Here is an 18,545-nt window from a genome sequence, read left to right as displayed (position 1 = left end):
CCATTGTGCCCGTGGCACGCCAAAGCTTGCAAAAGTCCGAGGAACAGATTGCAATCGGCATGCACCGCGAACCCTGCCTTCGCCCCTGCCCTGCCGGGAACGAAGGTTGCAGCGCCTCGTGGTCACCGGCGCAATCGAGAGGAATGCCTTATGTACATGGTCTACTGGTCCGAAGCCCACGGCACCGGACTGACGCCGCACGCGCAGTCGTTCCCGAGCGACGCGATGCGCGAGGCGCTGCACTTCACCGAAGCGCTGCGCCAGCGCCAGCATGCGGGCGAGCCGGTGAGCTTTGTCACACTGTGCTCGGAAAACCCCAACTCGGTCGGCCGCGCCGGCGCGGCGGATCCGCCGCCCGACTACGAGTGGAAGAAGCGGCGGCCGTGACGATTGCGGTCAGGCACCGGCCTGCTGCGCCGCACCGGCGCGCGCCGCCGGCCGCAGCGCGGCGCGCACCACGAACGCCATCACCACCGCGAACACCAGCATCGCCGCCAGGAAGTACAGCCCCGCCGCCAGGCTGCCGGTGGCGTCCTTGATCACGCCGATGCCATACGGCCCGAAGTAGCCGCCGAGGTTGGCCAGCGAGTTGATGGTGGCAATCCCCACCGCGGCGCTGGCGCCGGTCAGGAATTCGCCCGGCAGTGCCCATACCACCGCCTGGATCGAATAGATCGAGAACGCGGTCAGGCAGATAAACAGGAACTGCAGCACCGGCGACTGCACCCAGGCGCTCAGCGCCATGGTGATCGCTGCCATCCCCGACACCACCACGATATGGCCGTAGCGCTCGCCCTTGCGGTCCGAGTGGCGCGGCACCAGGTACAGGCCGACCACGGCGAACAGGTAGGGCACCGCCGACAGCAGGCCGGTCATTGCATCGGTCACGCCGAACTGCTTGATGATGGTCGGCAGCCACAGCGATAGCCCGTAGATGCTCAGCGGGAACGGCAGGAACAGCAGCGACAGCAGCAGCACGCGCTTGTCCCTGAGCGCCTGCAGAGGATTGCCGTGCGGCTTGAGCGCATAGGCGGCCTGGTCGGCGGCGAGTTCGCGCTCGATCCAGGCGCGGTCGGCCGGTGCCAGCCATGCGGCACTGGCGGGCGATTCCGGCAGGATGCGCAGCGTCGGCAGGCACAGCAGCACCGCGGGCAGGCCGCTCAGCACGAACAGCGTCTGCCAGTTGGACATGCCGAACAGCCCCTGTGTCGACAGCACCAGGCCTGCAATCGGTCCGGTGATGATCAGCGCGATCGGCTGGGCCAGCACCAGCAGGCCGATGATGCGCGCGCGATGCCGCATCGGGAACCACTTGGTCAGGAAGTACAGGATGCCCGGATACAGGCCGGCTTCGGCCGCGCCCAGCAGGAAGCGCAGCACGTAGAAGCTGTGCGCGCCCTGCGTGAACGCCATCGCCATGGTGATCAGGCCCCAGGTCAGCAGGATGCGCGCGAACCAGCGGCGCGCGCCGAAGCGCTCCAGCGCCAGGTTGCTCGGCACCTCGCACAGGAAATAGCCGACGAAGAACAAACCCGCGCCCAGGCCATAGGCCGCGTCGCTGATGCCGATCGCCGCGTTCATGTGCAGCTTGGCAAAGCCGACCACCGAGCGGTCGATATACGCGACCACGTAGATCAGCGCCAGGAACGGGATCAGCCGGCGCACCAGCATGCCGACGATGCGGGTCTCTTCCTGCGCCTGTGCGCCGGTTTCCTGTGCTGGGACGGCGCGCTCCAGCGGCGCGGTCTGTGTGCCTTGCATGGCTAGTCTCCTCTGTTCTTGTAAGGGGTCGCGCGCGCCGCCGGGGCCGCGCGCATTCAATGCAATGGGATGGAATCAGTGCGAGTGGCGCGGCACTTCACGTCCGCGGCAGCCGACCAGGAAGTCGAGGTCGCAACCTTCGTCGGCCTGCAGCACGTGGTTGACGTAGAGCTTGCGATAACCGCCGTCGGCGGGCGCCTGCAGCGGCTGCACGTCGGCCATGCGGCGTTCGAACTCGGCGGGATCGATATCCAGGTGCAGGCGCCCGGCCTCGCAGTCCAGCTCGATCCAGTCGCCGTCGCGCACGATCGCCAGCGGCCCGCCGGCGGCGGCCTCGGGCGCCACGTGCAGCACCACGGTGCCGTAGGCGGTGCCGCTCATGCGTGCATCGGATATGCGCACCATGTCCTTGATGCCCTGGCGCAGCAGCTTGGGCGGCAGGCCCATGTTGCCGACCTCGGCCATGCCGGGATAGCCGCGCGGGCCGCAGCGCTTGAGGACGAGGACGGAATTCTCGTCGACATCGAGCGATTCATCGACGATGCGCTCCTTGTAGTGCTCCAGGTTCTCGAACACCACCGCGCGGCCGCGGTGGCGCAGCAGCTTGGGCGTTGCCGCCGACGGCTTGAGCACCGCGCCGCGCGGCGACAGGTTGCCGCGCAGGATGCGGATGCTGCCGTCGCGGATCAGCGGCTTATCCAGCGGTCGGATGACTTCGTCGTTGGTGATCGGCGCATCCCTGACGTTGTCCCAGATCGCCTTGCCGTTGACGGTCAGCGCGCCCGGATGCGGCAGCAGGCCGGCCTCGCCCATGCGGCGCAGCACCGCGGGCAGGCCGCCCGCGTAGTAGAACTCTTCCATCAGGAAGCGGCCCGACGGCATCAGGTCGACGATGGTCGGCGTGTCGAGCCCCACGTTGCTCCAGTCTTCCAGCTCCAGCGGCACGCCGATGCGGCCGGCGATCGCCTTCAGGTGGATCACGGCGTTGGTCGAGCCGCCGATCGCCGCATTGACGCGGATCGCGTTCTCGAACGCCTGGCGCGTCAGGATCTTCGACAGCGTCAGGTCCTCGCGCGCCATCTCCACGATGCGGATGCCGGACATGTGCGCCAGCACGTAGCGGCGCGAATCGACCGCCGGGATCGCCGCGTTGTGCGGCAGCGACGTGCCCAGCGCTTCGGCCATGCAGGCCATGGTCGAGGCGGTGCCCATGGTGTTGCAGGTGCCGGCCGAGCGCGACATGCCGGCTTCGGCCGACAGGAACTGGTGCAGGTTGATCTCGCCTGCCTTCAGCGATTCATGCAGCTGCCACACCGCAGTGCCCGAGCCGATGTCCTTGCCGTCGAGCTTGCCGTTGAGCATGGGCCCGCCGGTAACGACGATGGCCGGCACGTCGCAGCTGGCCGCGCCCATCAGCAGCGCCGGCGTGGTCTTGTCGCAGCCGGTCAGCAGCACCACCGCATCGATCGGATTGCCGCGGATCGCTTCTTCCACGTCCATCGCGGCCAGGTTGCGTGTCAGCATGGCGGTCGGGCGCAGGTTCGATTCGCCGTTGGAAAACACCGGGAATTCCACCGGGAAGCCGCCGGCCTCGTACACGCCACGCTTGACGTGCTCGGCCAGCTTGCGGAAATGCGCGTTGCAGGGCGTGAGTTCCGACCACGTATTGCAGATGCCGATCACCGGGCGGCCGTCGAACGCGTGCTCGGGAATGCCCTGGTTTTTCATCCAGCTGCGATACATGAAGCCGTTCTTGTCGGCGGTGCCGAACCACGCCGTCGAGCGCAGCGGCTTGCGTTGCTTGTCCTTGGAATCCGACATGTTGTTCCTGATGCGAGGGCTGCCCGGGAAGGCGGCGGGAATGGCAGGGACGACGGATCCAGCGGCCTGGCGGGCTCCACGCTGTCTCCTGTCGTTGTTGTTTTGTCGGACGGAGTGTATGCAGCTTGCCGATATGCTACTAATGAAGAGTTCGGCATTTGCGATATCGATATCGGCATTGGTATTTACCCTATGGACGCCCCCAACCTTTCCGTCGCGGCTGATGCAGCACCTGCGGCACCCGTATGGCACAGCCACACCCGCCTGAAGACGCGCCAGCTGCTGCTTTTACTGGCCGTCGCCGACGAGGGCAGCATCCACCGCGCCGCGGAACGGCTGGCGATGACGCAGCCGGCCGCGTCCAAGCTGCTGCGCGAGCTGGAAGAGATGCTGTCGGTCCCCCTGTTCGAGCGCCTTCCGCGCGGCATGGCGCCGACGGACTATGGCCGCGCGATGATCCGGCACGCGCGCGCGGCGATCGGCAGCCTGAACCAGGCGCGCGAGGAAGTGCTGGCGTTGAAGGCGGGCCGGCTCGGCCACGTGGCGATCGGTGCGATCACCTCGCCCGGCGTGCGGCTGCTGCCGCCGGCGATCGCCCGGGTGAAGGCCAGCTATCCGGGATTGCGGGTCTCGGTGGAGATCGACAACAGCAACGTGCTGCTCGACCGGCTGGGGCAGGAGAAGCTGGACATGGTGGTCGCGCGGCTGTTTCCCGAGCACGACAAGGGCCGGTTGCGCTACGAGCCGATGGCGGAAGAGCCCGTCTGCGCCGTGGTGCGGCCCGGCCACCCGATGCTGGCGGCGCCCGCCCTGTCGCTGGCCGACACCACCGACGCCGCCTGGATGATACCGCCGGCCGGCACGGTGCTGCGCCACCGCTTCGAGCTGATGTTCCAGCGCGCGAGCCTGGCGCCGCCGACCAACGTGGTGGAAACCGCCGCGCTGCTGTTCCTGACGCGCATGGTGACGCAGTCAGACATGATCGCGGTGCTGACCGCGGATGTTGCGCAGTACTACGCGGCGTTCGGCATGGTGGAGGTGCTGCCGATGGCGATGCCCTGCCATATGGACGACTTCGGCCTGATCACGCCGACCGACCGGCTGATGTCGCCCGGCGCGCTGCTGGTCGCGGATGCGCTGCGCGAGACGGCGCTGCGCATCTACGGCCCGTAGTGCTAATGCCCGCTTCAGATCATCCCTGCCCGTCCTCGCGCGCTGCGATCCGGCGCCTGACGGTCTCGTCGAACCAGCGGTCCATCATCGCCTTTTCATAGCGCAGCCTGTCGCTCTGGCTGTAGACGTTGACACCCATGTTGAAGTTCTGGTCGGAGATGCGCTGCTCGCCGCTGCCGATCACGGCACCGTCGCTGCCGCGCAGTTCATAGCGCAGCGTCATGCGCGGCCAGGTGACATCGCGCACGATGCGCACGTCATCGCCGCGCACGCGCCATGGCTCGAAATGTCCTGCGAGATCGACATCCAGCACCGCGATGCTGAGCGCATAGCCCTGCGGCAGGTAGCGTGCCGCCAGCTCGTCGAAGTGTCGGCGGATATCGTTCATCACCTGCGCGCGCTCGCGGTCGCTGCCGTATGCGCTGCGGTAGGCGGCATCGGTGTAGGTTTCGGGATGGGGGAAGGAAACTGTCAGCGTTCCGGCAGGCGGCGCGGCGAAGGCACTGAAGGCGCTGACGGCACCGATGGCACACATCAGGCCCATGGGTGCCGCGCAGGCGGCCAGCAGACGGCGGGATCTGGCCATGGCGAACTCCAGCACAAGGGCATTGCGCTTCTTGATTGTAGTGCGCCAGGGCCGGTCAGCCAGCGACAGCCCGCCTGTCAGCCTGTCAGCCGATGATGTTGAACTGGCTGAAGTACTCCTCGTTCAACTCCAGCCCCAGCCCCGGCAGGTTGTCGTCAAGCTGCAGGTAGCCGTTGTCCGGGGCCGGATCCCCCTTGAAGATGTAGTAAAACAGCTCGTTGCCGACCTCGACGTCGTGCACGGGGAAGTACTCCGACATCGGCGATGCGGTCGACGCCATGGTCAGGTGGTAGTTATGCATCTGCCCCGCGTGCGGGATCACCGGCACCGACCACGCCTCGGCCATCGCGTTGATCTTCTGCGCCGCGGTGATGCCGCCGACGCGGTTGGTGTCGTACTGGATCACGTCGACGGCGCGGCGCTCCAGCAGGTCCTTGAAGCCGTACGAAGTGAACTCGTGCTCGCCGCCGGAGATCGGGAACGGGCTCGCCTTCTTCAGCTCAACATAGCCTTCGATATCGTCGGCGATCACCGGCTCTTCCAGCCAGCGGGGATTGAACTCCGCCAGGCGCGGCAGCATGCGGCGCGCGTATTCCAGCGTCCAGCCCATGTAGCACTCCAGCATGATGTCGACGCCGTCGCCGACCAGCTCGCGCAGCAGCCGCACCTGCTCGATGTTCTTCCGCATGCCGGCAGGGCCGTCCTTGGGGCCGTAGCCGAAGCGCATCTTCATCGCGGTAAAGCCCTGGTCGAGGTAGCCTTGCGCTTCGGCCAGGAAGGCGTCGCGGTCGTCGTTGTTGTAGAGCTTGGAGGCATAGCACCAGATCTTCTCCTTGGTGCGCCCCCCCAACAGCTTGAACACCGGCTTGCCGACGGCCTTGCCCATCAGATCCCACAGCGCGATATCGACCGCCGAGATCGCCGCCATGCCGATGCCCTTGCGGCCCCAGGCCTGGGTGCGGCGGTACATCTTCTGCCACAGGTATTCGTTGTCGAACGGGTCCTGGCCGATCACCACCGGCGCCAGGTATTCGTCGACGATCTGCTTGGCCACGCGCGGGGCCAGCGCGCAGTTGCCGATGCCGACCAGCCCGCTATCGGTCTCGATCTCGACCACCATCCAGCCGTGGAAGCGGAACGAGCCCATGGCGTCGCCGCGCTCGAACAGGATGTCGGTGGCGTTGGTGCAGAAATGCGCCTGCGGCGGCACGGTCTTGCCCTTCCATTCGAAGACGCGGGCGCGGACGTTGGTGATCTTCATGTTCAGCTCCTGATGGCAATGCGTTGGCGCGAACGCTCCCCGGCCGCGCCGGGGGCGGTCATGCTGATCCGGTATGGATTGATGGTGGCTAGGCGTTTGCGGCGGCGCGCCGTTGCGCGCCCATGCGGCAGGCGATCTGGAACGCCTGCTGCGTGGCGCCGGGATCGGCGCGGCCCTGCTGCGTGATATCGAACGCGGTACCGTGCGCCGGCGTGGTGATCGGCACCGGCAGCCCGCCCTGCACCGTCACGCCGCGCGAGAATCCCATCAGCTTGATGCCGATCTGTCCCTGGTCGTGGTACATGGTGACGATGGCGTCGAACTGCCGCTGCGACGGGCCGCCCTGCACCTTCAGGAAGATGGTGTCGGCCGGGAACGGGCCCTCGACGTTCACGCCGCGCCCGCGGGCAGCGGCGACGGCCGGGGCGATCACGTCGATCTCTTCGCGGCCGAAGGCGCCGTTGTCGCCGTTGTGCGGATTCAGGCCGCACACGGCGATGCGCGGGCTTGCCATGCCGGCGCGGCGCAGTGCCTGGTCGATCAGGTCGATGGCGCCACCGACGCGTTCCGGCGTGATCATCGCCGGCACGTCCTTCAGGGCCACGTGCGAGGTGACGCGCGAGGTCCACAGGCCGTCGAGCACGTTGAATTCGCAAAAATTGCCGTGGTAGCCGAGCTGCTCGGCAAACCAGTGCAGCTCGTCGCTATGGTCCATGCCGGCGGCATGCAGCGAGCTTTTATTGAGCGGCCCGAACAGGATCGAATCTGCCTGGCCCGACTGCGCCAGCTCCAGCGCGAGCGACAGCGTGCCGAGGCTGTAGCGGCCGCCCTCGGCACTGGATGCGCCGCGCGGATAGGCGGGCTTGCCGTCCAGCTCCCAGTGGTAGAGGCGCGGCGCGCCTTGTGCGAACGCGAGGGTATCGGTCTCTGCCAGCGCCAGCTCGACGCCCGCCACCTGCATGCCGTGGCGCCATTCGTCGCGGTCGGCGATCAGCAGGATGTCGGCCTGTTCGCTGGTGGCCGGGTCGGCCAGCAGGCGTGCGATCAGCTCGGGGCCGATGCCGGCGGGATCGCCCAGCACCATCGCGATTCGTGGACGTGAAGTCATGAAATTCTCTTGAAATACAGGCTCAGTCGAGCTTGACGCCAAGCTCGGCGATCAGCTTGCCATAGCGCGCGTACTCGGCGCGCGAGAAGGTATCGAACTGCGCGGCCGTCAGCGTGCCGGGCACGGCGCCGACCTCGCTCAGGCGGCGCACGGTATCCGGGTCCTTGATCACCGTGGTCAGCGCCGTGCCGAGCTTCTGCAGCGTGGCGGGAGGCGTGCCGGCCGGCGCATAGACGCCGTACCAGGCGTTCATCTGGATGCCCGGCACGCCGGCCTCGGCCAGCGTCGGCACATTGGGCAGCAGCGCCGAGCGCTTGTCCACGGTCACCGCCAGCGCGCGCAGCTTGCCGGCCTTGATATGGTTGATCACCGACGGCATGGTCTCGAAGCTCATGTCCACCTGGCCGCCCATCAGGTCCACCAGCGCGCTGCTGCTGCTCTTGTAAGGCACGTGCAGCAGCTTGCCCTGGATCTGGCGCGCAAACGCGGCGCCGGCCAGGTGCTGGGTGCTGCCGACGCCCGACGAGCTGAAGCGGAACTTGTCCGGGCTCGCCTGGATCTGCGCCACCAGCGCCTTGACGTCGCGCGCCGTGACCTGGTTGTTGACCACCAGCACGTTGGGCACCGACGACACCAGCGCCACCGGCGCCAGGTCCTTGAGCGGGTCGAACTGCAGCTTGAGCAGGTGCGGCGCGATCGCCTGCGAGGTGACCACGCCCATCAGCAGCGTGTTGCCGTCCGGCGCGGCCTTGGCGGTGATGTCCGCGGCGATGGTGTTGGACGCGCCGGGGCGGTTGTCGACCACGACGGGCTGCTTCAGCTGTGCGGCCAGCTTGTCGGAGACGATACGCGCCATCACGTCGGTGCCGCCGCCGGGCGCGGCGCCCACCATCAGGCGCACCGGCCGTGTGTCCTGCGCCCAGGCGCTGGTCGTCGCTGCAACGGCCACCGTGGCCAGGCCGGCAAGTGCGCCGGCGAGTTTGCCGGCGCACTTGCCAACATTCCGTGTCTTCATCGCTGTCTCCGTTGTGCTGTCCGGCTCTGGTGGCGCGGATGAGCAGACTATATGGGTATCAGCGATTCGCTACTACTGACGTTTTTTGAACTGGCGATCACCTGGCGTTATACCTCGGCCGCTGGCTTCCCCGCCTGCGCTTTCAGGATCGCCACCAGTTGCCGTGCGGAAGCCGACAAGGCGCCGCCGCGCCGCGTGACGATGCCGAAGGTCTGCTGGCGCGACTGCAGGTGCACTGGCAGTATGCGCAGCATCTTCTGGCGCACGAACAGCTCCGCCACGCTGGTCGGCAGCAGCGACACCAGCCCGGGATCGCGCTGGAGCATGGCCACGGTGATCAGCGCCGACGACGTCGAAATGGCGTTGGCGGGGAAGCTGACGCCGGCATGGTCCAGTTCGCGCTGCAGCAGGGCATGCATCGGCATGTGCCCCGCGTAAGTGATCCAGCGATAACCCTCAAGGTCGGCAAAGTCCATCGCCTGCACCCTGGATGCGGGGTGAACGTGACCGACCACCACGGACACCTGCTCGTCGCCGAGCGGGTGATAGTGGTACTTGCCGGGTTCGTCGCTGACCAGCGAGCGGCCGAGCACGAGGTCGAGGTGGCCGTCGTCGAGCTGGCCGAGCAGGCGCAGGCTGGTGTCCTCGATGATCTCGAGCGCCAGGTCGGGATGCGCCTGCCGCAGTTGTTCAAGCGCCGGCACCAGCACCTCGGGCACGGCGCCCATGATCACGCCGACGGCGACGCGCCCGCCACTGCCAGCGCGGATGCCGGCCACTTCCTCGCACATCGCCCCCAGGTCCGCCACCAGCTGCCGTGCATGGCGGATCACGCAATGGCCGAAGGCGTTGGGGCGCATGCCGCGTTTGGAGCGCTCGAACAGTGGCGCTTCCAGCATGCCTTCCAGTTCCTGCAAAGACTTGCTGGCGGCCGACTGCGTCATCGCCATCGCGCCCGCGGCCTGGTGCAGTGACTGGTGCTCGTCCAGCGCGATCAGCAGTTGCAGTTGCTTCATGCGCAGTCGGCCGGTGAGGGTGTCCAGGGTGGATTTCATATCGGGACCGTGTGAGTCGCAAAAGCGATCACAAGATGGAAATGATTCAATATACAGGCCCTCCCCCCGCTCGTATATTGGCCCGACCCGATTGACTGCCCAGAACCCGCGCCGGCCGCGTGCCAGCCGCAAGGAGGAGACCATGACCCGATCCCAGCCGCCCGTCTACCGCGGCGTATTCCCGGTAGCGCCAACCATTTTCGACGAGCAAGGCGGCCTCGACCTCGACGGCCAGCGCCGCTGCATCGACTTCATGATCGACGCCGGCTCGCACGGCATCTGCATCCTGGCCAACTTCTCCGAGCAGTTCGTGCTGACCGACGACGAACGCAGCGTGCTGATGAAGACCGTGCTCGAGCACGTGGACGGCCGCGTGCCGGTGATCGTCACCACCACGCATTTCAGCTCGCGCATCTGCGCCGAGCGCAGCCGCGCCGCGCAGGACGCCGGCGCCGCCATGGTGATGGTGATGCCTCCCTACCACGGCGCCACCATCCGCGTGCCCGAGCGCGGCATCTACGACTTCTTCGCCACCGTCTCCGATGCCATCGACATCCCCATCATGATCCAGGACGCGCCGGTCAGCGGCACCACGCTGTCCGCGCCCTTCCTCGCCCGCATGGCGCGCGAGCTGGCCAATGTCTCGTACTTCAAGATCGAAGTGCCGCAGGCCGCGGCCAAGCTGCGCGAACTCATCGAGCTGGGCGGCGACGCCATCGTTGGCCCGTGGGACGGCGAGGAGGCCATCACGCTGATGGCCGACCTGGAAGCCGGCGCCACCGGCGCGATGACCGGCGCGGGCTTCCCGGACGGCATCCGCCAGGTCCTGGATGCATGGCAGGCCGGCGACGCCGAGCTGGCGGCGCAGCGCTACCAGCAGTGGCTGCCGCTGATCAACTACGAGAACCGGCAGGGCTGGCTGGCAACCAGCAAGGTACTGATGAAGGAAGGCGGGGTGATTGCCTCGGATGCGGTAAGGCATCCGCTGCAGCCGATGCATCCGGCCACGCGCGAGGGGCTGCTGAAGATTGCGCGGCGGCTGGATCCGCTGGTGCTGCGCTGGGGGCGGTAAGGAAGCGCCACGCATCTTGTAGCGCCGGCCCTCTCCCCCGGCCCTCTCCCGCGTAGTGGGAGAGGGCCGGGGGAGAGGGCAAGAGCCTCCACGAAGTCGCGGCGGGTAACCAATGCCACTGCGCATACTCCATCGCTAGCCACAACACCCTTTCAAAGGACCAACCATGACCCTCACCGGCGAACTCCTGGTCGGCCGTCAATCCGTACCTGGCACCCACGGCACCCTCCACGCCATCGACGCAACCACCGGCGCAACGCTCGAACCCGCCTTTGGTGGCGCCACGCTGGCACAACTCGACCAGACCTGCGCCCTCGCCTGGCAGGCCTTCGACACCTATCGCGAGACCGCGCCCGCGCGGCGCGCCGACTTCCTCGAAGCCATCGCCGGCAACATCCTGGCGCTGGGCGATGCGCTGATCGAGCGCTGCGTCAGCGAATCGGGCCTGCCGCGCGCCCGCATCGAAGGCGAGCGCGGACGCACCGTGGGCCAGCTGCGGCTGTTCGCCGGCATGCTGCGCCAGGGCGATTTCCTTGAGCTGCGCGTCGACCCGGCCCAGCCCGAGCGCCAGCCGCTGCCGCGCCCCGACCTGCGCCTGCGCCATATCCCGCTGGGCCCGGTCGCGGTGTTCGGCGCCAGCAACTTCCCGCTGGCGTTCTCGGTGGCGGGCGGCGATACCGCATCCGCACTGGCCGCCGGCTGCCCCGTCATCGTCAAGGCGCATCCTGCGCACCCCGGCACCTCCGAACTGGTCGGCCGCGCCATCCAGAAAGCGGTGGCGGAACTGGACCTGCCCGAAGGCACCTTCTCCTTGCTCTTCGATACCGGATTGGAAATCGGCCAGGGGTTGGTGGCGGACCGCCGCATCAAGGCAGTCGGCTTCACCGGCTCGCGCGCCGGCGGCCAGGCGCTGATGGCGATCGCCGCGGCGCGCCAGGAGCCGATTCCCGTCTATGCGGAGATGAGCAGCATCAATCCGGTGCTGCTGTTCCCACACGCGCTGGCCAACCGCGCGCAAGCCATCGGCACGGCGTTCGCCAGCTCGCTGACGCTGGGCGCCGGACAGTTCTGCACCAACCCCGGACTGGTGCTGGCGGTGGAAAGCGAGGGCCTGGACCAGTTCCTGGAAGCGGCGGCGGCGAGCCTGGCGGACATCGGCGCACAGAACATGCTGACCGCCGGCATCCTGCGCGCCTTCTGCAACGGCGTGGGCACGCTCGCGCAGCATCCGCAGGTACAGCTGGTGGCGCGCGGCAAGGCAGGCAATGCGCTGCAAGGTCAGGCGGCACTGTTCAGCACCAGCGCCGAGGCCTTCCTGGCCGACGAGACGCTGCGCCATGAAGTCTTCGGCGCGTCGTCACTGGTGGTGCGCTGCCGCGACGCCGCGGAAATGCGGCGCGTGGTCGAATCGCTGGAGGGCCAGCTTACCGCGGCGCTGCATATCGACCCCGCCGACCACGACGCGGCGCGCACGCTGCTGCCCGCGCTGGAGCGCCTGGCGGGCCGCATCCTGGTCAACGGCTTCGGCACCGGCGTTGAAGTCGGACATGCCATGGTCCACGGCGGCCCCTGGCCGGCTACGTCGGATGGCCGCTCGACCTCGGTCGGCAGCCTGGCGATCGCGCGCTTCGTGCGGCCGGTCAGCTACCAGGACATGCCGGCGGACCTGCTGCCCGCGTCGCTGCGCCCCGACAGCGAACAGCGCCATCTCTGGCGCCTCGACGGCAAGCCGCAGCACTAGCGCGACAGCGCCCGCAGCGTATCGATCAGCAGGCTCATCGATGCGGTCGGCGGGCGCCCGCGCCGCGTGACGATGCCGTACGGCCCCAGTTTCCGCGGCAGCGGCAATGACAGCACCGCCAGCGCGCCCAGGCGGCCGTAGTAAGCCGCCACCGACTCCGGCAGCACCGCGATCAGCTCGCTGTCGGCCAGCAGCGACGTGGTCATCAGCACCGCGGCGGTCTCGATGGTCGACGGCGGCGCCGGCACGCCGGCATCCTCGAACGAGCGGTCGATCAGCGCGCGCATCGGGCTCGGCCGTGGCTGCATGATCCACGGGTAGCTGGTCAGTTCCGCGAACGACAGCTTGCGCCGCCGCGCCAGCGGATGTTGCGGCCCGACCACGATCGCCAGCCCCTCGTCGCCAAGCTGCTCGAACTCGAGGCCGCTGCTGTCCCAGCCATCGGGCACGCGGCCCAGCACGATATCGAGCTGGTCGCGCTCCAGCAGCGGCACCAGCAGGTCGCTGGTCTCCACCTGCACCGCCACCTCCAGCCGCGGATGATCGCGATTCAGCCGGCGGATCACCTCGGCCAGCAGGCCCGGCGTCGGCGCCATCACCGCGCCGACCCGCACGCGCCCGATCTTGCCCGACTCCAGCGCCACCAGCTCGTCGCGCAAGCCATCCATGTCGGCAAACACCAGCCGGGCGTAGCGCGTGGCCGCCATCCCGAAGCGCGTCGCACGCAGCCCGCGCGCATGGCGCTCGAACAACGGCACGGCCAGCAGGTCTTCCATATCCTGCAGCATCTTGCTGACCGCGGGCTGGGTCAGCGTCAGCGCTTCGGCGGCCTGCCGCAGCGAGCCGCGTTCCTCCACCGCCAGCAGCAGGCGCAGGTGCTGCATCTTGAGGCGGCCGTGGAGTGTGCTGACGGGTGGGATCATGGGTGGGACGAGGGGCAGAAAAGCGTGAAGGCCGGCTTGCGCCTGCGATCACAAATTCTTATCGCTTCATCCCGGATGGTCAAGCCGGAGATATCGCTGCAAAGCCCACGCCCGACATTCGACTACGACTTCCTGGGCGAATCCAGCGAGACTTTCGACGGGGTGATTTCCCCGACATCCGTCCATGCCTTGGTGTCGAAACGGAATTTGGCGACGGCGCAGGTCGGCATGTCGCTGATCTCGTCCGACAAGCGCTGCGCGAAGTCAGTGAACTCGGGGTTGTGACCGAACAACATCACGCTGCCAAGCTTCTTGTCGAGCGCACGGACGACAGCGAGCAGGTCATCCGCGCTACTGGCGTACAGCCGGTCTTCGATCTCGATGTCCTTGCGGGCAATGCCGAGTTCGTCGGCGATCAGGTGCGCCGTGGTCAGCGCGCGCACGGCCGGACTCGACACGAGCAGGTCTGGCTTGACCTTGCGCTCGGCCAGGCGCTTGCCCATCTCCGGGGCGTCGCGCAGGCCGCGATCGTCAAGCGGACGCTCGCGGTCGGGCAAGGATGGGTCATCGCGACTTGACTTGGCGTGGCGGACGAGAAACAGGGTCTTCATGGCCCCTCCTGATGCATCGGGATGTTGGTCGACTGTTGTTCGATTGCGGGCGTCCGCGGACCAGCAGACGAAGGCTGGCCTCGCCGCCACGCTCGCCCTATAGTGGACTGCGATGGGGCCGATTGCAACGCGGGCAGCGTCGAAGCACCATCTTCCGGAGGGCGGCCATGCGTAGCAGCAGTGCAGATGCCAGCGAGGTTGTGATCCCCGCGGATGGCGTGGCGTTGCAAGGCATGCTGGCCTTGCCGCCAGGCGCAGGCGCCCTGGTATTGTTTGCGCACGGCACCGGCAGTTCGCGGCATAGTCCGCGCAATCGGTACGTGGCCGCCGAACTCAACCGCTGCGGCATGGGAACGCTGTTGATGGACCTGCTCATGCCGGAGGAGGACCAGGTGCAGGCGATCCGCTTCGACGTCGGGCTGCTGGCCAAGCGGCTGGCACAGGCGACCGACTGGGTGGCGCGGCAGCAAGGCGTGCCACCGCGGTTGGGCTACTTCGGCGCCAGCATAGGTGCCGCCGCGTCGATCCGTGCCGCGAGCCAGTCGCCGATCCCGATACACGCCATCGTTTCACGAGGCGGCAGGGTCGACCTGGCGGGCGCCGACGCCCTTGCGAGCCTGTCCACGCCGACCATGCTGATCATCGGCGGACTCGATGTAAGCGTCATTGAACGGAATGAGTTCGCCTTTGCCCAGCTCAAGTGCCAGAAGAAGCTGGTAATCGTGCCCGGCGCCTCTCACTTGTTCGAGGAGCCCGGCGCACTGGAATCCGTCGCCCGCCTGGCAGCGCAGTGGTTCGAGCGTTATCTGGGCAAGGCCTCGCCCTGACCACGGGGCCTGCGGATCCCGGGATCCGCTTTTCGCGCCAAAGGTACAATGCGCCCGGGCCCGGCCTGACGGCCGGGCGGGCCATGCCATTCCGCAAACCTCTCTGGGAACAGGACACCACCCATGCGCGAACCCAGCCGGGAATTCCTCCTCGGTCCGCTGCTCAAAGGCGTTTCGCGTTCGTTCTACCTCACGCTGGGCGTGCTCCCTGCCCGGATGCGCGATCCGGTCGGCCTGGCCTACCTGCTGGCGCGCGCTGCGGACACGATTGCGGATACGGCGCTGGTTGCGCCGGAAAGGCGGCTGGCGTTGCTGCTGTCCTTGCGTGACCAGGTCAACGGCAACCCGGATGGCGCAGCGCCGGCGCTCAGCATCGCGACGGAAATGGCTCGCCACCAGGAGCATTCGGATGAGCGGATCCTGCTGGAGTCGCTCGATCCCGCGCTGGCGGTGCTGACGCAGCTGGAACCGGCTGACCGGCAAGCGGTGAGGCAGATCGTTTCCATCCTCAGCGAAGGCATGGAGTTCGACCTGCGCACGTTCCCCGACGAGCGCGCCGGCCGTGTCGTGGCGCTGCCTGACCTGGCGGCGTTGGACCACTACACCTACATGGTCGCCGGTTGCGTTGGCGAATTCTGGACCCGCATGACCGCGGCGCATGTGCCGGGTGCGATCAATGGCGACCTCGGCGCCATGCTGCGCAGTGGGGTCCGCTTCGGCAAAGCCTTGCAGATGACCAATGTGTTGCGCGACTGCGGCAAGGACCTGCGCATCGGCCGGTGTTACCTGCCGGCGTCGCTACTGGTTCAGCACGGGCTGGGCCCCCAGGACTTGCTGCTGCCTGACGCCTCGCAACGCGCGCGTGCCCTGATGCGTTCGCTCGCCGGCATGACGCTGGCGCATTTTCATGAGGCCATGGCATACACGCTGGCTATCCCTAAGCGTTTCGTCCGGCTGCGGCTGGCCTGCCTGTGGCCGATCCTGATCGGCATGGAGACCCTGCTGCTGCTGGTGCGCAATGAGTACTGGCTGGACCCGGCCCGCGCCTCGAAGATGCCGCGCCGCGAGGTCTACCGCATGGTTGCGGCTTCGCTTCCGATGATCTGGTCGAACGGCTTGCTGAGCAGCTGGTTTGCGCGCCAAAAGCGCAGCATCGAAAACGTCATCCGCTGACTCGGGCGCCAGGTCCGTTCAATGGCTGGTGAAGACCGTCAGCACCCCCGTATAGCCATAGAGGTGATCCCTCGCGATCTCGCCGCCGGCGAAGAAGCCGGCCAGCGGCAGGTCGCCCAGCGCAGCGCGCACGGTTTGCAGTTCGGCATGCGGCGCGCCGAAATGCGGCCCGCCCCGGCCCGAGCAGCTGATATAGAGCGCGCCACGCGCGTGGCCGCCGCCGTGTTCGATATCCGTGCGGATTTCCGTGGCGATGCGTTCCAGGTCCGCGCGCGCCGCGGCGGCGTTGCGCATGCAGAATGCCAGCCGCATGCCGGGCGCGACCTGGTCGGCAAGCGCGAGCACGCGATGCTGCACATCGAGGCCGATCAGGTGGCGCACCAGCGTATCCGCGCCGAACCGGCCCGGCTGCACCGGCGCATCGTCGGTGGCAGCGTTCAGGCCCGCAAGCGTTCCCGACAACGCTGCCGCCATCGCTTCCACGGGTGCGTCGCGCTCGACGCCCAGGTCCTGCAGCACGCAATCCAGCGCGGGCTTGCCGTCCAGCGCAAACAGCAGGTTGTGTTCGCTGCGCGTGACCGCGCGTGCCGGGCCGATCGGCTGGCAGCCCTGCGTGACGCGGGAGACGAGTTCGACTTCCGGGCCAAACAGCACGCCGGACAGGCCACCGGAATACACGCCGTCGGCAATATGCAGCGTACGGTTGCGTGCCGAGCTCAGTCCGCCGAACAGGTAGCCGGTGGCGGTACGCACGCTCAGCTCGTGCAGCAGCTCCTGCACGTCGGGTGTGCTGCCTTCGGCATGCACCAGCGCGGTATGGGGAACGAAGCCCGACGACGCGGCCGGCAAGGGCTGGCGCCCCGAGAACAGCTGGAAGGCCTGGCGCGGAAGCGGCGCTGCCAGCAGCACCATCGCCGGCTGGTCGAAGTACTCCACGCCGCTCGCCGACACGCCGAGGCCAACCGTGCCGACCCACGACACCCCGGGCCAGTTCTGCTGCAACGCGGCAAGGATCGCCTCGGCGGCGAGCGCGTAGTAATCGCTCAGGTAGCACCAGCCGAGCGTCAGCGGCGGCGCATGATCCAGCCGCGCCTGGCGCAGCAGGTCCTGCGTGTCCAGCTGCCTCTGGCAGTCAGCCAGTGCGACCTGCCACTCGACATGGGCGGCGTCAGCGTGAACAAAGGTCAGGTCATGCATGGCTTGCCTCCGGGTCCAGGCTGGCGTCATACCATTGGACTGCGGCAGGCAGCGGGTGTTCAGGTCCCGCGTCGATGCGCGTGGCCCTGGCTTAGTCCGCCTTCGCCCCCGACTCGCGTGCGACCTTGACCCACTTGTCGGTCTCGGCGCGGATAAACGCCGCGAGCTGCGCCGGCGTCATGTCGCCGGCGGTCACGCCCTGCTCTTCGAAGCGCTTCTGCACATCCGGCGCCTTCAGCAGCTTGCCCAGTTCCGCCGACACCCGCTGCCCGATCGCCGCCGGCGTACCGCGCGGCGCCATCAGCGCGAACCACGTGGTGACTTCATAGCCTTTCACGCCGCTCTCGGCCAGCGTCGGCACGCCCGGATAGGCGCCTGAGCGCTTCGCGGTGGTGACGGCCAGCGCCTTGACCTTGCCGCTGCGCACGTGCTGCGAGGCCGACGGGCTGGTCTCGATCGCCATCTGGATCTGGCCGGCGATCAGGTCAGTCATCATCGGCGCGCCGCCCTTGTACGGCACGTGCGCGATATCGGTCCCGGTGAGCGAGCGGAACAGCTCGCCGGACATGTGCTCGGTGCTGCCGATGCCGGCCGAGCCGTAGTTGACCTTGCCGGGGTGCGCCTTGATGTAGGCGATCAGCTCCGGCACCGACCGCGCCGGGATGGCGGGATTGACCACCAGCACGTTGGGCGTCAGCGCCACCAGCCCCACGGGATCGAGGTCGCGCGTGAACTCGTACGGCAGGCTCTTGTAGATGGCCGGCGCCATGGTGTGCGCCACGGTGGCGAGCAGGAAGGTATAGCCGTCGGGCTGCGCGCGCGCGACATTGGCCGCGCCAATGGTACCGCCGGCGCCGGGGCGGTTGTCGATCACAACGGGCTGCTGCAGCGCCTCGCCCAGCTTCTGGCCGACGGTGCGCGCGAGGATGTCGGTGGTGCCGCCGCTGGCGAAGGGCACCACCAGCGTGATCGGCTTGGTCGGCCAGCTGTCGGCAGCGAATGCGGAAGTGATGGCGGCGGGATTGCCCAGCACGGCGCCGGCGGCCAGCGCCGCAAGCACGCCGCGGCGGATGCGCGAAACGGAAGGCATGCAGTCTCCTTTGCGGGAAGTCATGTTGTTATGGGACGGCGGGCGGGCGCCCGCTTCTGGTGGTGCGACTCTACGCAGCCGCCATGGCGCGCGCCATCGGGCGGGCGTTAAGGGGTCTTCAGGATTCGTGA

17 protein-coding genes are annotated in these 18,545 nt (G+C 67.9%); 6 read left to right on the top strand and 11 right to left on the bottom strand.

Translation table 11 applies throughout. The annotated features are described in order from the left end of the window. Positions 1-150: 150 nt before the first annotated feature. A complete protein-coding gene (locus IPF36_RS11780) occupies positions 151-387 on the top strand; it encodes a hypothetical protein (RefSeq protein ID WP_029048395.1) in 237 nt (78 codons plus the stop codon). Between the two features lie 9 nt (positions 388-396). On the opposite strand, the gene IPF36_RS11775 is transcribed toward IPF36_RS11780, so the two are convergent. Beyond that, positions 397-1,761, bottom strand: coding sequence for an MFS transporter (locus tag IPF36_RS11775; RefSeq protein WP_133097954.1), 1,365 nt, complete (start codon positions 1,759-1,761; stop codon positions 397-399). Positions 1,762-1,836: 75 nt separating this feature from the next. Further along, entirely contained in the window at positions 1,837-3,582 is a 1,746-nt protein-coding gene (locus IPF36_RS11770) for an IlvD/Edd family dehydratase (RefSeq protein WP_135703472.1), read from the bottom strand. A 192-nt stretch (positions 3,583-3,774) separates the two neighbouring features. Between IPF36_RS11770 and IPF36_RS11765 the strand changes: the two genes are divergently transcribed. After that, the gene (locus tag IPF36_RS11765; protein ID WP_195428017.1) at positions 3,775-4,755 is read left to right on the top strand and encodes a LysR substrate-binding domain-containing protein; all 981 of its coding nucleotides are present in this window, start codon (positions 3,775-3,777) and stop codon (positions 4,753-4,755) included. 19 nt (positions 4,756-4,774) lie between these two features. On the opposite strand, the gene IPF36_RS11760 is transcribed toward IPF36_RS11765, so the two are convergent. The 5 genes from IPF36_RS11760 to IPF36_RS11740 all read right to left on the bottom strand — a co-directional run bounded on the left by IPF36_RS11760 (position 4,775) and on the right by IPF36_RS11740 (position 9,780). Then, positions 4,775-5,341: a DUF3016 domain-containing protein gene (locus tag IPF36_RS11760; protein ID WP_135703471.1), complete on the bottom strand. Its 567-nt coding sequence runs from the start codon at positions 5,339-5,341 to the stop codon at positions 4,775-4,777. A gap of 85 nt (positions 5,342-5,426) precedes the next feature. Continuing rightward, positions 5,427-6,602 carry an L-rhamnonate dehydratase gene (locus IPF36_RS11755; protein ID WP_133097951.1) on the bottom strand — a complete coding sequence of 392 codons (1,176 nt, stop codon included), beginning with the start codon at positions 6,600-6,602 and terminating at the stop codon, positions 5,427-5,429. An 88-nt stretch (positions 6,603-6,690) separates the two neighbouring features. After that, entirely contained in the window at positions 6,691-7,710 is a 1,020-nt protein-coding gene (locus tag IPF36_RS11750) for a 4-hydroxythreonine-4-phosphate dehydrogenase PdxA (RefSeq protein WP_135703470.1), read from the bottom strand. Between the two features lie 22 nt (positions 7,711-7,732). Further along, complete coding sequence (locus IPF36_RS11745) at positions 7,733-8,725, bottom strand: tripartite tricarboxylate transporter substrate binding protein (protein ID WP_135703469.1); 993 nt, start codon at positions 8,723-8,725, stop codon at positions 7,733-7,735. 107 nt (positions 8,726-8,832) lie between these two features. Continuing rightward, positions 8,833-9,780 carry a LysR family transcriptional regulator gene (locus IPF36_RS11740; protein WP_135703468.1) on the bottom strand — a complete coding sequence of 316 codons (948 nt, stop codon included), beginning with the start codon at positions 9,778-9,780 and terminating at the stop codon, positions 8,833-8,835. Between the two features lie 142 nt (positions 9,781-9,922). Here IPF36_RS11740 and IPF36_RS11735 point away from each other — a divergent pair, with 142 nt between their 5' ends. After that, positions 9,923-10,852 (top strand): dihydrodipicolinate synthase family protein, encoded by a 930-nt coding sequence (locus tag IPF36_RS11735; RefSeq protein ID WP_135703467.1) that lies wholly within the window; start codon positions 9,923-9,925, stop codon positions 10,850-10,852. 166 nt (positions 10,853-11,018) lie between these two features. Further along, the gene (locus IPF36_RS11730; RefSeq protein WP_195428016.1) at positions 11,019-12,593 is read left to right on the top strand and encodes an aldehyde dehydrogenase (NADP(+)); all 1,575 of its coding nucleotides are present in this window, start codon (positions 11,019-11,021) and stop codon (positions 12,591-12,593) included. Here IPF36_RS11730 and IPF36_RS11725 read toward each other — a convergent pair. Further along, positions 12,590-13,516: a LysR family transcriptional regulator gene (locus tag IPF36_RS11725; protein WP_195428015.1), complete on the bottom strand. Its 927-nt coding sequence runs from the start codon at positions 13,514-13,516 to the stop codon at positions 12,590-12,592. The genes IPF36_RS11730 and IPF36_RS11725 overlap by 4 nt on opposite strands. Before the next feature lie 122 nt (positions 13,517-13,638). Then, the gene (locus IPF36_RS11720; protein WP_135703464.1) at positions 13,639-14,127 is read right to left on the bottom strand and encodes a histidine phosphatase family protein; all 489 of its coding nucleotides are present in this window, start codon (positions 14,125-14,127) and stop codon (positions 13,639-13,641) included. Positions 14,128-14,294: 167 nt separating this feature from the next. On the opposite strand from IPF36_RS11720, the gene IPF36_RS11715 reads away from it, so the two are divergent. Both IPF36_RS11715 and IPF36_RS11710 read left to right on the top strand, forming a co-directional pair. Further along, positions 14,295-14,954, top strand: a complete 660-nt coding sequence (locus IPF36_RS11715) for a dienelactone hydrolase family protein (RefSeq protein WP_133097943.1) — start codon at positions 14,295-14,297, stop codon at positions 14,952-14,954. A 123-nt stretch (positions 14,955-15,077) separates the two neighbouring features. After that, on the top strand, positions 15,078-16,127 hold the full coding sequence (locus IPF36_RS11710) for a phytoene/squalene synthase family protein (RefSeq protein WP_195428014.1): 1,050 nt from the start codon (positions 15,078-15,080) through the stop codon (positions 16,125-16,127). 18 nt (positions 16,128-16,145) lie between these two features. Here the strand turns inward: IPF36_RS11710 and IPF36_RS11705 are convergent, their stop codons facing one another. Both IPF36_RS11705 and IPF36_RS11700 read right to left on the bottom strand, forming a co-directional pair. Continuing rightward, a complete protein-coding gene (locus IPF36_RS11705) occupies positions 16,146-17,324 on the bottom strand; it encodes an FIST N-terminal domain-containing protein (RefSeq protein ID WP_133097941.1) in 1,179 nt (392 codons plus the stop codon). 91 nt (positions 17,325-17,415) lie between these two features. Beyond that, positions 17,416-18,414, bottom strand: a complete 999-nt coding sequence (locus tag IPF36_RS11700; RefSeq protein WP_195428013.1) for a tripartite tricarboxylate transporter substrate binding protein — start codon at positions 18,412-18,414, stop codon at positions 17,416-17,418. Positions 18,415-18,545 lie beyond the last annotated feature (131 nt).

Origin of the sequence: Cupriavidus sp. IK-TO18 (genome assembly GCF_015549295.1) — a bacterium.
GTDB lineage: Bacteria > Pseudomonadota > Gammaproteobacteria > Burkholderiales > Burkholderiaceae > Cupriavidus > Cupriavidus oxalaticus_A.
This window is presented reverse-complemented; position numbering and strand designations above follow the sequence as displayed.